The 14,920-nt window shown below is 70.4% G+C and carries 10 protein-coding genes; 4 read left to right on the top strand and 6 right to left on the bottom strand.

Annotated elements, in window-relative coordinates; translation table 11 throughout:
• The first annotated feature begins 278 nt into the window (after positions 1-278).
• The 3 genes from F627_RS0114010 (at position 279) to F627_RS0114000 (ending at position 4,379) form a co-directional block, all read left to right on the top strand.
• A complete protein-coding gene (locus F627_RS0114010; protein ID WP_019584399.1) occupies positions 279-1,472 on the top strand; it encodes an efflux RND transporter periplasmic adaptor subunit in 1,194 nt (397 codons plus the stop codon).
• Between the two features lie 9 nt (positions 1,473-1,481).
• A complete protein-coding gene (gene hrpB / locus F627_RS0114005; protein ID WP_019584398.1) occupies positions 1,482-3,995 on the top strand; it encodes an ATP-dependent helicase HrpB in 2,514 nt (837 codons plus the stop codon).
• 162 nt (positions 3,996-4,157) lie between these two features.
• Complete coding sequence (locus tag F627_RS0114000; RefSeq protein WP_018867901.1) at positions 4,158-4,379, top strand: hypothetical protein; 222 nt, start codon at positions 4,158-4,160, stop codon at positions 4,377-4,379.
• Positions 4,380-4,401: 22 nt separating this feature from the next.
• On the opposite strand, the gene F627_RS0113995 is transcribed toward F627_RS0114000, so the two are convergent.
• The 5 genes from F627_RS0113995 to glgA all read right to left on the bottom strand — a co-directional run bounded on the left by F627_RS0113995 (position 4,402) and on the right by glgA (position 12,247).
• Entirely contained in the window at positions 4,402-5,811 is a 1,410-nt protein-coding gene (locus tag F627_RS0113995) for a sigma-54 dependent transcriptional regulator (RefSeq protein ID WP_019584397.1), read from the bottom strand.
• Positions 5,808-7,445, bottom strand: a complete 1,638-nt coding sequence (locus F627_RS0113990) for a PAS domain-containing sensor histidine kinase (protein ID WP_018867899.1) — start codon at positions 7,443-7,445, stop codon at positions 5,808-5,810. The genes F627_RS0113995 and F627_RS0113990 overlap by 4 nt, the downstream gene beginning before the upstream one ends.
• An 11-nt stretch (positions 7,446-7,456) precedes the next feature.
• A complete protein-coding gene (locus F627_RS0113985; RefSeq protein WP_018867898.1) occupies positions 7,457-7,729 on the bottom strand; it encodes a PP0621 family protein in 273 nt (90 codons plus the stop codon).
• A 108-nt stretch (positions 7,730-7,837) separates the two neighbouring features.
• Entirely contained in the window at positions 7,838-10,678 is a 2,841-nt protein-coding gene (ppc, locus tag F627_RS0113980; protein WP_019584396.1) for a phosphoenolpyruvate carboxylase, read from the bottom strand.
• Between the two features lie 81 nt (positions 10,679-10,759).
• Positions 10,760-12,247: a glycogen synthase GlgA gene (gene glgA / locus F627_RS0113975; RefSeq protein WP_018875577.1), complete on the bottom strand. Its 1,488-nt coding sequence runs from the start codon at positions 12,245-12,247 to the stop codon at positions 10,760-10,762.
• Between the two features lie 129 nt (positions 12,248-12,376).
• On the opposite strand from glgA, the gene pgi reads away from it, so the two are divergent.
• The gene (pgi, locus tag F627_RS0113970; RefSeq protein ID WP_019584395.1) at positions 12,377-14,020 is read left to right on the top strand and encodes a glucose-6-phosphate isomerase; all 1,644 of its coding nucleotides are present in this window, start codon (positions 12,377-12,379) and stop codon (positions 14,018-14,020) included.
• 22 nt (positions 14,021-14,042) lie between these two features.
• On the opposite strand, the gene F627_RS0113965 is transcribed toward pgi, so the two are convergent.
• Positions 14,043-14,888: a bifunctional nuclease domain-containing protein gene (locus tag F627_RS0113965; RefSeq protein WP_018867894.1), complete on the bottom strand. Its 846-nt coding sequence runs from the start codon at positions 14,886-14,888 to the stop codon at positions 14,043-14,045.
• Positions 14,889-14,920 lie beyond the last annotated feature (32 nt).

Here is a 14,920-nt window from a genome sequence, read left to right as displayed (position 1 = left end):
CCCCGGCCCGCGCAGCGGGCCGGGGTCGCGGCAGTCGGGCGTGTTTCTTGGGTACTTCTTTGCACGAGCAAAGAAGTACCTCGCGGCGCGCTGGCGAGTCAGCGCCGGGCAGTATGTGGACCGAAGGCACCGTAAACACCGGAGGACGAACCAGGACCAGCCTCACAACGGTTGAGATGAACGGTAAGTCAGGTGATAACCGATATGCGTCCAGCGCGATCTGCGCCACACCGGGTGATGGGGAAGCGCCGGATGGCGGGATTTGCGAGACTGACGCTATGGCGATGAAAAAGCGAATTACGGTTGGGCTGATCGTGCTGGCGGGGGTGGCCGCGCTGGTGTGGGCGCTGCGCCCGCAGCCGGTTCCGGTGTCGCTGACCACGGTCGAGGCCGGCCCGTTCGAGGAGACCGTACGCGAGGAAGGCCGCACGCGGCTGCGCGACACCTTTACCGTGTCCGCGCCGATCGCCGGCTTCTTGCATCGCTTGGAGCTGGAAGAGGGCGACGCGGTCGCGCTCGGCGACACGCTGTTCCGCATGGAGCCCCTGCCGACCCCGGCACTGGATGTGCGCTCGCGCGAACAGGCACGCGAGAATCTCGCCGCCGCGCGGTCGCGCCTGCAAAGCGCCGAGGCGAATCTCGAGAACCTGCGGGCCGAGGCGCGCTTCGCCGAATCCGAGTACCGCCGGCACCAGGAGCTGTTCGAGCGCGGGGCCGTTTCGGCCACCGAGGTGGAGCGTATGGAGACCGCACGCGACCGCGCGCGCTCGGCGGTGCGCGCCGGCGAGTCCGCGGTGGAGGTCGCGCGCAGCGAGATCGAGGGTGCCCGGATCGTGCTGGAGATCGCCAGCGGCCAGATGCCGGAATCCGAGGCCGAGACGCTGTCCGTGCGCTCGCCGGCCTCGGGGGTGGTGCTGGAGCGCTATCGCTGCTGCGAGGGCACGATCGGGGCCGGCGAGCCGGTGCTGGTCGTGGGCGATCTCGACGACCTCGAGGTGCAGGTGGATCTGCTGTCCATGGACGCGGTGCGCGTGGTGCCGGGCATGCGCGTGCGCCTGACCGACTGGGGCCGCGATGCCGAACTGGAGGGCACCGTACGCCGGGTGCAGCCGTTCGGCTTTACCAGGATCTCCGCGCTGGGCGTGGACGAGCAGCGCGTGCCGGTGATCGTCGACCTGGACGCGGTGGAGGCACGCATGGCCGGACTGGCGGTGGGCTACCGCGTGGAGGCCGAGTTCCTGCTGTGGGAAGGGGACAACGTGCTGCAGGTCCCGACCAGTGCGCTGTCCCGGGACCGCGGCGAGTGGTCGGTGTTCGTGGTCGAGGACGGCCGTGCCGAGCCGCGCCGGGTCGAGGTGGGGCGTCGCTCGGGCTTCGCCACGCAGATCCTCGAGGGCCTGGAGGCGGGCGAGCGTGTCGTCACCCGCCCGGGGGACCGGGTGCGGGCCGGCACGCGGGTTACCGAGAACTGACCGCTGTAGATGGCCACAGAGTTGAATGAGGCGCCGCAGGCCCGGGCGCTGGAAGATCTGCTAACCCCCCTGGATGCCGCGCTGCAGACGCGCGGTGCCGCCGTGCTGGTGGCCGAACCCGGTGCCGGCAAGACCACCCGCGTCCCGCTGCATCTGGCCGCCTCCAGCCCCGAGGATCGCGTGATCGTGCTGCAGCCGCGCCGGCTGGCCGCCCGCATGGCGGCGACCTACATGGCCGGGCAGCTCGGTGAAGCGGCCGGGCAGACGGTCGGCTACCGCGTGCGCGACGAGCAGAAGGTCTCGGATCGCACCCGGGTGGAGCTGGTCACCGATGGCCTGTTCCTGCGGCGCATCCAGGGCGACCCGCTGCTGGAAGGGGTTGGCACCGTGGTCTTCGACGAATTCCACCTGCGCCGGCCGGAGGCCGAGCTGGCGCTGGCCTTTGCGCTGCAGGTGCGTCGGCTGCTGCGCCCGGAGCTGCGCATCGTGGTGATGTCGGCGACCCTCGACGACGAGGCCGTGGCGCGGCTGCTGGCCGGCCCGGAGGCGGATGCCGTGCCGGTGCTGCGGGCGCGTGGGCGGCAGTTCCCGGTCGAGGTCCGTTATGCCCCGATGGCGAAAGATGCGCCGCTGGCGGACGGCGTGGCGCGGGCGGTGCGGGATGCGCTGGCGGTGGAGACGGGCTCGATCCTGGTCTTCCTGCCCGGGGAACGCGAGATCCGCGAGGTGGCCGCGCGTCTGGGTGAGGGGGTGGACACGGCCTCCGGCCCCGCGCAGATCGCGCCGCTATTCGGGCGGCTGTCGGCGCAGGAGCAGGCCCGGGCCGTGCGCCCGGCGCCCGCGGGCGAGCGCAAGGTGGTGCTGGCGACCGACATCGCCGAGACCAGCCTGACCATCGAGGGCGTGCGCGTGGTGATCGACGCGGGGCTCTCCCGCGAGCCGCGCTTCGATGCGGCGACCGGGCTCTCGCGGCTGGTGACGCTCCCGGCCTCGAAGGCCGCCGCCGAACAGCGGGCCGGGCGTGCCGGTCGCACCGAGCCCGGCGTAGCGATCCGCCTGTGGTCGCGGGTCGACGAGGTCGCGCGCCCGGACTACGCGACCCCGGGGATGCAGCAGGTGGACCTGCTGCCGTTGGCCCTGGAGCTGGCCGGCTGGGGCGAGGCGGTGGCCGAGCTCGACTGGCTGGAGCCGCCGCCCGCGCAGGGCTTGGCCTCCGCGCAGGCCGTACTCGCGGAACTGGGTGCGGTGGATGCCGACGGGCGGATGACCGGGCACGGCCGTGCCCTGCTGCGCCTGCCGACGCACCCGCGGCTGGCGCACATGCTGTTGCGGGGCCAGGAGCGGGGGCTGGCGCGCCTGGCCTGCGAATTGGCGGTGGCGGTAGAGGAGCCGGGTGTGGCCGGGCCGGAGGCGCCGCTGGAGCTGGGTGCGCGCCTGGAGCGCGCGCGGCGTTCGGGTGGGCGGGCCTGGCAATCCGGCCTGCGGCGTCTGGAACAGGCACTGGCCCGAGTCGGGGAGCGCCCCGCGGGTACGGAGGCGGCACTGGACGAAAGCACGGCGCTGGGCGTGCTGGCGGCGCTGGCCTGGCCGGAGCGTATCGCGCGCCGCCGCGGCGAGGTGGCCGGGCGCTTCGTGATGGGGAACGGCCGCGGCGCGTGGCTGCCGGCGCGCGAGCGTTTGGCGCATGCCGACTACCTGGTCGCGGTGGATTGCACGGATGCCGACCGCGAGGCACGCATCCGCTGCGCGGTGGCGCTGGATCTGGCCGCACTGGAGCAGGAGGCGCCGGAACTCTTCCACCGCGAGACGCGCTGCGACTGGGTGGAGGACGGCGCGCGGCTGGAGAACGCGCGGATTCGACGGATCGGCACGCTGGTGGTGGAGCGGCAGATGGTCGCGCTGGACGACCCCGCCGCCACCATCCCGCGCTGGTGCGAGCGGCTGCGCCGCGAGGGCCTTGCGCTGTTGCCCTGGGATGATGCGGCGACCCAGCTGCGCGCGCGCATCCAGCTGCTGCACGAAACCATGCCGGAGTCCGGTTTTCCGGATCTGCGCGACGACGCGCTGCGGATGACCCTCGAGGAGTGGCTGGGGCCGTATCTGGCCGGGATCACGCGGCGCCGGGATCTGGAGCGGCTGGATCTGGCGGCGATCCTGCGCGCGCGACTGGACTGGGACCACCAGCAGCAACTGGAGCGGGAGGCACCGGCGCGCATCGAGGTCCCTTCCGGCTCCGCCCACCGGATTGATTACACGCAGGACCCGCCGGTGCTGGCGGTGAAGCTGCAGGAGCTGTTCGGCCTGGGCGAGACGCCCCGGGTCGCGGGCGGCCGCGTGGCGCTGGTGCTGCACCTGCTGTCGCCGGCGCGGCGTCCGGTGCAGGTCACCCAGGATCTCGCCAGCTTCTGGGAGAATGGCTATCCGGAGGTGCGCCGTGAACTGAAGGGGCGTTATCCGAAACACCCCTGGCCGGAGGATCCGTGGAATGCGCCAGCGACGCGGCATACGAAGCGGCGTGGGTAGCAGGCCCGGGTTTGGCGGGGGCTTCGCCTGCAAGCAGGCTCCCACAAGCGTTCTGCCCGCCAGGGTTGCGGGGCAAAGGCGCGGCCGTCATCAGAGAATGCGGAGGGTGGCGTTCTCGGGTAGTGTCGCGTTCAGTGCCGTCCGACGAGGAAGCGAACCGCGATGCTGAAGTTCCTGACCGTGATCCTGATCCTGCTGTTTGTCTGGTGGCGGGTGTCGCGCTGGATGGATGTGCGCCGCCGCCGCGCGCAGGGGGAGGATGTGTCCTACCAGGTGGACGTCAAGGGGTTTCGGCCGATCACGGTGCTCAGCATCATCTTTCTGATCCTCTACGGCGGCTACGTGATCTGGTTTGCCCTGACCGAGTGGGCGGATCTGCTGTAGCGGCGGACTGGTCGCGCCACCGTTACTCGATACCGAGTTTCTTCAGGCGGTAGCGCAGCTGGCGGAAGCTGAGGCCGAGCAGGCGCGCGGCGGCCGTACGGTTGCCGCCGGTCTGTTGCAGTGCGGTGGCGATGGCCTGGCGCTCCTGCGCGGCGAGCTGGTCGTCCAGTGCGCGGTCGGCCTCGTTGCGGGCGCTGTGGTCGGGGTCAGACGGGCTGTCCGGGGCGCGGTCCATGACGGGTTCGGTGCCCAGGCCAGTGGCGGGAAGGTCGATGTTGTCGGCGTGGATCAGCCGACCCTCGCACAGGGTGGCGGCGCGCTCCAGGATGTTCTCCAGTTCGCGGACGTTGCCCGGGAAGCCGTGCCCCTGCAGGGCCGCGAGGGCATCGGGGGCCAGTTCCAGATCGCCGGTCTCCCACTGCTCGCTGATGCGCCGCAGGATACGCGCGGCCAGGCGCTCGATGTCCTCGCGGCGGTTGCGCAGTGGGGGGACCTTCAGCTCGATCACGTTCAGTCGGTAGTAGAGGTCCTGGCGAAAGCGCCCTTCGCGTACGGCCTTCTCGAGATCGTGATGGGTGGCGCTGAGGATGCGCACGTCCACCGGGATCTCGCGGGTGCCGCCGACCGGCTTGATCGCTCGCTCCTGGATGGCGCGCAGCAGCTTGACCTGCATCGGCAGTGGCAGGTCGGCAACCTCGTCGAGGAACAGCGTGCCGCCGTCGGCGGACTGGAACAGGCCGGTGTGGTCCTGGGTTGCCCCGGTAAAGGCGCCCTTGCGGTGGCCGAAGAATTCGCTCTCCATCAGCTCGCCGGGGATGGCGCCGCAGTTGACCGGGACGAACGGCCGCTCGGCGCGCGGCCCGAGGCGATGGATCTCGCGCGCGACCAGTTCCTTGCCGGAGCCGGATTCGCCGGAGATGAACACCGGCGCCTGGCTGCGGGCCAGCTTGTGGATGGTGGCTCGCAGGCGCTGCATGGGTTCGGAATGGCCCAGCAGGGGACTGTCGTCGGGGCGGGCCGGCGTGGTCGCGTCATCGGGCCCTTCTTCCGGCCCGGGACCACGGGTCTCCAGGCGCAGCGCGGCATCGATCAGTTCGCGTAGCTGTTTCAGGTCCACCGGCTTGCTGACGAAGTCGAAGGCCCCCAGTTTCAGTGCCTGCACCGCCGTGTCCACGCTGCCGTGGGCGGTGATCACGGCCACCGGCAATTCCGGGCGTTCGCACTGGATGTGGCGGACCAGCTCGAGGCCGTCGCCATCGGGCAGGCGCATGTCGGTCAGGCAGAGGTCGAAGTCGCGTTCGGCGAGCAGGGCGCGGGCGGGTTCCAGGCGGGTGGCCGTGGTCGCTTCCAGGCCCATGCGTGCCAGGGTGATCTCGAGCAGTTCGCAGATATCGGGCTCGTCGTCCACGACCAGCACGTGACGGATACTCATGCGCCTTGTTCCTTTGGCGATTCGTCTTCCAGGGGAGCGAACAGGATCCGGAAGCAGCCGCCGGTGGGCGTCCGGATGTACTCCAGCGAGGCCCCGTTGTTTTCGCACAGCATGCGCGAGATGTACAGGCCGAGCCCGGTTCCGCCGCTGCGACCGGAGACGAACGGTTCAAACAGGTCCTTTTCCTGTTCCGTGGAGATCCCGGGACCGGCATCGATGACATCCAGGCTGACCACGCGGGCGACCTGGCCGGCGCCCCCGCGCAACACGATGGGCGGACTGTCGGGTTCGTCGTGACCGCCGTGGATGCGCGCGTTGGTGCACAGGTTCCACAGGATCTGGTTGAGCTGCGAGCGATCGAACTGGATTTCGGAGTCGCCCGGTTCCACCCGGGCATGCAGGGTGGAGCGGGGCAGTTGCAGGGCCCCGCAGAACTCCTCGGCAAAGCGGTCCAGGGTCTCCTGCAGGTTCAGGCGTTCGCGCTCGCCGGCGTCCCGGCGTGACAGGCTGAGGACATTGGAGATCAGTTCGTTCACCCGCTTGCTCTGGTTGTTGATGATGTCGAGCAGGCGCTGGTCGTGAGGCGCGAGGTCCGGTGACTCGCCGAGCAACTGGGCGCTGTGGCTGATCGCACCGAGCGGGTTGCGGATTTCGTGGGCGATGCTGGCGGTCAGCCGGCCCAGGGCCTGAAGCTTGCTGGCCTGGGCCTGGCGCTGAAGCTCGGCGGCGTCCTCCAGGATCAGCAGCGTGCCCTGGTCGCCGCGATCGCCCAGCGGCGCCAGGCGGATGCGCAGGGCCGGCTGGTCGCGATCGCCCGGCAACTGCTGGCTGGTGTTGGGCCTGCCGCTGCGCTGCCACTCGCGGATGACGCGGGCCACCGAGGGCGACAGCGACGACAGGTGGCGCCCCGGCCGTGGCGGCAGCAGGCGGCGGGCGGCCTCGTTGATGGAGCGGATGTAGCCCTCCGGGTCCACCGCGATGACCCCGGCGCTCATGCGCGCGATGATCTGGGCATTCAGCTCGGCCAGATTCGCCAGGTCGGCCTCCTGGCGTTCCACCTGGGCGCGCGTCTCGCCGGCCCGGCGGGCGAAGTGGCGCGCCAGCAGGCCGGCCGCGAACAGGGTGGCGCCCAGCAGGCCAGCCTGGGTGATGGCGCTCTCGCCAGGATGGAGGAGCAGGGCGCTGACCGTCTCGGCCAGCAGCAGCGCCAGGGTGGCGATGGCCGCCAGACTCAGCGCGAAGCGCGCGCTGGATAGCAGTACCGCGGCGACCAGGGCGGGGACCAGCAGGAGGCCGATCCCGGTGCCGACCCCACCGGAGACGAGCAGCAGCCCGATCAGGCCGATGCCGTCCCCGGCGCCCCCGATCAGGGCGATGCGGCTGAGGCTGGTGGTGTTCGGGTTGTGGGTGCAACGCCAGGCGAAGCCGGCCGCGGCCAGTGCGAAGGCGAGGTAGGCCGTGGCGATCACCGCGTAGAACTGGGGGGCGACCGCATGCAGTCCCAGCGGGGTATCCGGGAACAGTCCCAGCAGCAGCAGAACCGCTGCGACAAAGACCCGGTAGAGCGCGAACAGCCAGGCGGAACGCCGGGTGTCGGCGTCGATCGGCGTGTGCGCCCCGTTCTGGCCGTCCATGCGCGGGGGGATCAGTCGTCTTCGCTGTGGGTGTCGGCGTCCGAGCGGCTGCGGTCGACCTCGGCGTGCTGGCGCGAGCAGTACAGGCGGTCCCCGTCGCGGTAGGCCTCGGCCTCCGGCACGTGCACGCCGCAGAAGGCGCAGCGGATCACCGCGCCACCTTCCTTGAGGCGTTCGGGGCGTTCCCCGCGGGAGACCTGCTTGCGGTTGCTGCTGGAGCGCACCAGGGTGCGCACCGCGAGGAACACGGCGACGATGGCAACGATCAGGAGCAGCAGGCGCATGACCGGATTCTAGGGGAAACGCTGGTCAATGTGCACATTGATCAGCGTTTCCCTGACGCGATGATGGTCGCGGACCATCGGACCGGCCAGCTCGCGCTCCCGTAAGGGTCAGCCGGTGTTGCGCATGCCGGCGGCGATGGCGTTGATCGAGCGCAGCAGGGGCGACAGCCAGGGATTGTCGGCGTCGTCTCCGGCCTCGGCGTCGAACTCGCGGGATTCGCGCAGCAGGTGGATCTGGATGCTGTTGAGCGGGTCCAGATACGGATTGCGCCGTTGCAGCGAGCGCGCCAGCAGGGGGGTCTCGTCCATCAGGGCGTCCAGCTGGGCGACCCGCAACACCTCGGTCACGGTGCGGCTGTGCTCGTCGCGGACCCGGGCATAGATGCGTTCGGCCAGTTCCGGGTCGCTGCACAGGCGGGCGTACTCGGCCGCGGTGCGCATGTCGGCCTTGGTCAGCGCCATCTGGCAGTTGGACAGCAGCGAGCGGAAGAACGGCCACTCCTGGTACATGCGCTGGAGCTGGGCCAGGCGCTCGGGATCGTCGCCACGCCAGCGCTCCAGCGCGGTGCCGATGCCGTACCAGGCGGGCAGGGTGTGGCGCGCCTGGGCCCAGCCGAAGACCCAGGGGATCGCCCGGATCGAGCTCTTGGAACGATCGGTCTTGCGCCGGTGCGAGGGGCGCGAGCCGATGTTCAGGAAGCCGATCTCCTGCACCGGGGTGATCTCGTAGAAGTAGTCGAGCACACCGTCGGTGCGGTCGATCAGCTCGCGATAGGCATCCTCGCCGCATTGCGCAAGATCCTGCATGGTGGCGCGGTAGTCGTCGCGATCCTGGCGCGGTGGCCGGATCAGGCTGCGCGAGGCGAGCATGACACCGGTGGCGCCCATGCCCAGCTCATAGACCGCGGTCTCCACGTTGGAGTACTTGTACGACAGCACCTCGCCCTGTTCGGTGAACTTGATGCGCCCCTGCACGGTGGCCGGGGGCTGGGCGAGGATGGACTCATGGGTCGGGCCGCCGCCACGGCCGACGGTGCCGCCGCGGCCATGGAACAGCTGGCAGCGCACGCCAAAGCGGTCGGTGATGCCGACGATCTTCTTCTGCGCCTCGTAGAGGTTCCAGCTGGAGGCGAGGATGCCGCCGTCCTTGCAGGAATCCGAATAGCCGAGCATCACGTCCTGGATGTTGCCGGAGGCGGCCAGCAGGCGGGCGTAGACCGGGTTGGACAGCAGGCCCTCGAGGACGTCCTCGACATGCAGGAGGTCCTCGATGGTCTCGAACAGCGGCGAGATGCGCAGGTGGCAGAAGGGGTTGCCATCCTCGTTGTCTCCGGCCAGCCCCGCGAGGCGCCCCAGCAGCAGGACCTCCAGCACATGCGAGGCCGCGTGGGTCATGGAGATCACGTAGGTCCCGATGCCATCCGGACCGACCTCGCGGCGCATGCCCTGGATCACCTCGAACACGCGCAGGGTTTCGCGGGTGCCTTCGCCCAGGGCGTCGCGGTCCAGTTCCGGCAGCTGTTCGGCGGCGATCAGGTCGCTCAGGGCCTGCTGGCGGCCGGTCTCGTCCAGGGCGGCGTAGTCGGTGTCCGGGGTCAGCTGGCCGAGGATCTCGGCGATCGCGTCGGTATGCACGGTGGATTCCTGGCGCACGTCCAGGTGGTGCAGGTGGAAGCCGAAGGTCTCGACCAGGCGGATCAGATCGGTCAGCGCGCCGCTGGCGATATTGCGGTCGCCGTGGCTGATCAGCGAGTCGCGGATCAGCTTCAGGTCGCTCAGGAAGGCCTGGGCGTCGGTATAGGCGCTGTTGGTCGGAAGCACCGCGGCCTCGCCATGTACCCGCCGGACCACGGTGTCCAGGGTTTCGCGCAGGCGATACCGCATGATGTAGAGCTTGCGCCGGTAGGGCTCGCTCTCGAAGCGGTCGGAGGCCCCCTGGAACACCGCGTTCGCGATGTTGGCGTCGGAGTCCAGGCTGTCGAGGAAGGCCTGCGACGGCTGGCACATGAACGACGAGTGGGTCAGCACGTTGCGCAGGTGGTTGACCCGCTTGATGTATTCGCGCAGGACCTGCTCCATCGCCAGGCGACAGGACAGTTCGGTGACCTCGGGGGTCACGTTCGGGTTGCCGTCGCGGTCCCCGCCGATCCAGGAACCGAAGTGCAGGAAGGCCGGGATCCGCACCGGCAGGCTGCCGTCCGGGTGGACGCCGTAGATGCGGCGGATGGCCTTTTCCAGGAAGCGGTAGGACTGCGGGATGGCCTCGAACAGGCTCTCCTCGAAGTAGAACAGACCGTACTTGATCTCGTCCTGGACCTGCGGCTTCTTCACCCGCACCTCGTTGGTGCGCCAGAGGATCTGGATCTGGGTTTCCAGTTCCTCGGTGATCAGGCGGCGTTCCTCCTCGCCCAGACCGGGCTGGTTCAGCCGGTCGGCGGTCTCGAACACGCGGCGCTGGTTCTCCATCGTGGTCCGGCGACGGGCCTCGGTGGGGTGGGCGGTGAAGACCGGCTGGTAGTGCAGTTCGCTGAGCAGCCGTTCCAGCTCCTCGGCGGTGACCCCCTCGTCATGCAGCTGGCGCAGGGTCTGGTCGAAGGAGCCGGTCCACAGCGGTTCGCCGCTGGAGACCTGGGCCCGGCGCCAGCGGTAGAACAGGTCTTCCTCGGCAATGTTGACCAGGCTGAAGTAGATGCTGAAGGCGCGGATCACGCGCTCGGTGAGCGCGGCGTCGAAGTGGGTGATGTCCGCCATCAGCTGGCGGCGCAGGTCCGGGTCCTCGTTCTTGCGCAGGCTGACAAAGCCGCGGCGCAGCTTTTCGACCGCGTCGAATACCGCCTGGCCTTCCAGCTTGTGGATCACGTTGCCCAGGAGTTCCCCGAACAGCCGCACGCGGGCGCGCAGTTCCTTGTCCTTGGGCAGGAATCGGTCGTGTTGATCGCTTCGAGTCATATCGGGCCTGTGCGCGCAGGACGACGATCGCCGCTGCCTGGGCTTGCCGGTTGGGGTCGGGAGGTCGCGAAAAGGACGCGATTATAGCGCAGATGCGGCCTTCGCACGCCGGCTGCGGCGCGGGAGCTGTTCGCGGTACAGGGCGAGATAGGCGTCGGCGCTCGCGTTCCAGCCGAAGTCGCGGGCCATGCCGGTGCGCATCAGTTGTTCCCAGCGGCCGTCGCCGCGGGCGGCGTACAGCCCCAGGGCGCGCTCCAGCGCGCCGCCGAGGGCGGCCACGCTGTCCGGCGAGAAGCTGAATCCCGTGGCCGTGCCGGCGTCCAGATGATCGGGTGTGGCGTCGACCACGGTGTCCGCCAGGCCCCCGGTGGCGTGGACCACCGGCGGGGTGCCGTAGCGCAGGCTGTAGAGCTGGTTGAGACCGCAGGGTTCGAAGCGCGAGGGCATCAGGAACAGGTCGGCGCCGGCCTCGATCTGGTGGGCCAGGGGCTCGTCATAGCCGATGTGCACCCCGACCCGGCCGGGATAGGCGCGCGCCAGGGCGCCGGTGGCGTGTTCCAGGTCCTTCTGGCCGGAGCCGACCAGGGCCAGCTGGATGCGCCCGGCCTCCAGCAGCGGGGTGCAGGCGGCATGCAGCAGGTCTACCCCTTTCTGCTCGACCATGCGGCCCACGTGGCCCAGCAGCGGGATGTCCGGGTCCGGTTCCAGGCCCAGGCGGGTCTGTAGCGCGGCCTTGTTGGCGGCCTTGCCGGCGAGGTCGTCGGCGCTGTAGCGCGCGGCGATATGGCGGTCGCGCGCCGGGTCCCAGTCGCGGTAGTCGACCCCGTTGAGGATGCCGTGCAGGTCCGCGGCGCGGGCGCGCAGCACGCCGTCCAGGCCCATGCCGGAGGCTGGCTCCTGGATCTCGCGGGCATAGGTCGGCGAGACCGTGGTGATGGCGTCGGCAAAGACCAGGGCCGCCTTCATGAACGACAGCTGGTCGTGAAACTCCAGCGCCTCCGGGTGCCACAGGTCCGCGGGCAGGTTCAGCTCCTGCAAGGTGCTGGCCGGGAACAGGCCCTGGTAGGCCAGGTTGTGAATGGTGAATACGGTCCGCGGGCGCTCGATGCCGGTGCGCTCCGGGTCCAGCAGCAGCGGCACCAGGCCGGTCTGCCAGTCGTTCAGGTGGATGAGCTCCGGGGTCCAGTCCAGCCCGGCCTCGTCGCGCGCGAGGGCGACGATGGCGCGGGCGAAACCGGCGAAGCGCTGGGCGTTGTCCGGCCAGTCCATGCCGTTGCTGGCGCTGTACGGATTGCCGGCGCGCTGGAAGTACTCCGGCCAGTCGATCAGGTAGACCGGCACGCGAGTGCCGGGCAGGCGGCCCTCGAGGAGCTGCCACGGGGCGTTGTCCGGACCCGGGCGCGGTGTGGCATCCACCAGGTTGCGGCAGGCCTCGGGATAACCGGGCAGGACCAGGCGCACATCCTGGCGTCGGCGGCGCAGGGCGGCGGGCAGGCTGGCACTGACATCGGCGAGCCCGCCGGTCTTGACCAGGCTGTAGGCCTCGCTGCTGGCGAACAGGATGCGCATGAAGAGTTCCCCGGGAACGGAACCGGCGGCGCCGGATGGTTTCTATGGATTGTAACGCAGGGGGCCGGGCGGCACTCTGGGGAACAGGACAAGCGGGGGCATGGAATGACGACAGGACGGGATACGGGGATGGAGAGTGCCCTGCGGGTCGAGGCCCGCCGGCTGGAGGGCGAGACCTTGCGCGATCTGTTCGCGCGCGATCCCGACCGGGTGCAGCGGGATGTGCAGGAAATCGCCGGCATGCGCCTGGACTGGACGCGTCAGCGCCTGGACGCCCCGGCCTGGGATGCGCTCTTCGAGCGGGCCGCGGCCTGCGAGGTGCCGGAGGCGCTGCGCGCGCTGTTCGCCGGCGAACGGGTCAACACCACCGAGGGCCGGGCGGCGCTGCACACCGCCCTGCGTCTGCCGCGCGAGGCGCGCTGCGAGGTGGATGGCCACGATGTCGTGCCCCAGGTGCATGCCCAGCTGGACCGGGTCGAGGCCTTCGTGCAACAGGTCCACGACGGTACCCACCGGGGCTACAGTGGACGTCCGATCCAGCGGGTGGTGAACATTGGCATCGGCGGTTCCGACCTCGGGCCGCGCATGGTTTGCCGGGCGCTGGCGCCGCATGCGCGGGCGACGGCCGAAGGCGCGCCGCTGGCGGTCCAGTTCGTCTCCAACGTGGACGGCGCGGCCCTCTCCGCCGTGCTGCGCGAGGCCGACCCGGAGACCACGCTGTTCATCGTCGCCTCCAAGACGTTTGGCACCCAGGAGACCCTGACCAACGCCCGCGCGGCCCGCGCCTGGCTGCTGCGCCATGCACCGGACGACTCGGCCGTGGCGCGCCACTTCGTGGCGGTGTCCACCGCGCGCGAGCGGGTGACCGAATTCGGCATCGACCCGGACAACATGTTCGGTTTCTGGGACTGGGTCGGCGGGCGCTACTCCGTGTGGTCCACCATCGGGCTGCCGGTGGCACTGCTGCTGGGCATGGACGGCTTTCGTGCCTTCCTCGGCGGCGCGCACGCCGTGGACGAGCACGTCCGGCGCGCGCCGATCGCGCAGAACGCCGCGGTGCGCATGGCGCTGGTGGATCTGTGGAACCAGAATCTGCTGGGCGCGCAGTCGCGCGCAGTGCTGCCCTACGACGAACGCCTGTCGCTGCTGCCCCCGTACCTGCAGCAGGCGGAGATGGAGAGCCTGGGCAAGCGCGTGGGGCTGGACGGCCAGGTGGTGACGGACGACACCGGCGCGGTGGTCTGGGGCGCGGTGGGGACCGACGGCCAGCATGCCTTCTTTCAGCTACTGCATCAGGGCACGCGCTTCATCCCGGCCGAGTTCATTGGCGTGGCGCGCCCCGAGCACGACCTGCCGGCGCAGCATCCGTTGCTGATGGCCAACCTGGTCGCGCAGGCGGAGGCGCTGGCGACGGGCAAGGACGAGGGCGCGGTGCGCGCGGAGATGGCGGCGGCGGGACAGTCGCCGGAGGCGATCGACGCCCTGGCGCCGCACCGGAGCTTCCCCGGCAACCGGCCGAGCACGCTGATCCTGCTGGAACGCCTGGACCCGGCCACGCTGGGCGCGCTGATCGCGCTGTTCGAGCACAAGATCTACGTGCTGGCCACGCTGTGGGGTATCAACGCCTTCGACCAGTGGGGGGTGGAGCTGGGCAAGCAGTTGGCCGGCCAGATCCTCGCGGATCTGGAGCCGGGGGCGACACCCGCCGCACACGATCCCGCGACCACCGCCACGCTCGACTGGTTGCGCCCGCGGTTACCGCAGGGGGACTGACTCACGTCCGTTCCGACTTGGCTCAGACGGTCAGGGCGTCGTCGGACTCCTCGATAGCGGGGACGTCCGTGGGCAGGGTGATCGTCCGGGTGTCGCCGTCCAGCCAGAAGCGGATCTCGGCCTCCGCGCCATCGGCGGTAGCCGAGACCGCCTCGAGGAAGTCCATCGGGGTGGCGGGCACGCGGCCGTTCACCTCCAGGATCAGGGCCCCGTGGCTCAGTCCCGCGGTGGCGGCCCGCCCGGTCGCGCGGCTGACCAGAACGCCGGGTTCGTCGGGCAGTTGCAGGGCCTCGCGCAGGTCGTCGCGGGCCTCGACTACGGTGATGCCCAGGGCGGTGACGACCTCGTCCTCGCCCGGCGGCGTGTAGTCGAAGGGCACCTCCGCCTCGAGGATCTCCGGGGCGACGTGGATCGCCGCCCCGCTGCGAACGGCCAGGGCGAGCGCGTCGCTGGGACGGGTGTCGATCATCCGCGGCTCGTCGTCGCCGGCCACACGCACCTCCAGCCAGCCGAGATAGGTGCCGTTTTCCAGGCCGTCCACGATCACCCGCTCCAGGCGGGCGTTCAGTTGCTCCAGCAGGTCGATCATCAGATCGTGGGTCTGCGGGCGCGACAGCGGGACCTCGTGCATCGCGAGCAGGATCGCGCGGGCCTGATCGGTGCCGATCACGATGGGCACCACCTCGCCGGAGGCCGGGTGGCGCAGCAACGCGATGGGGGCGCCGGAGTTGGCGTCCACCCCGACGGTGGCCAGCTCGACCGGCAGCAGGCGATCCGGATCAGTGGCCATCTCTCGCGCCAGGGCATCGCTGGCCAGAACCAGCAGCAGGACGAGTACGAGGGGCAGGGATAACCGGGAGCGGGGCATCGGCAGGGTGCCTGGGAAAAGGTGTCTCCCGA

Source organism: Thioalkalivibrio sp. ALE16 (genome assembly GCF_000381305.1).
In the GTDB taxonomy this organism is placed as follows: Bacteria; Pseudomonadota; Gammaproteobacteria; order Ectothiorhodospirales; family Ectothiorhodospiraceae; genus Thioalkalivibrio.
This window is presented reverse-complemented; position numbering and strand designations above follow the sequence as displayed.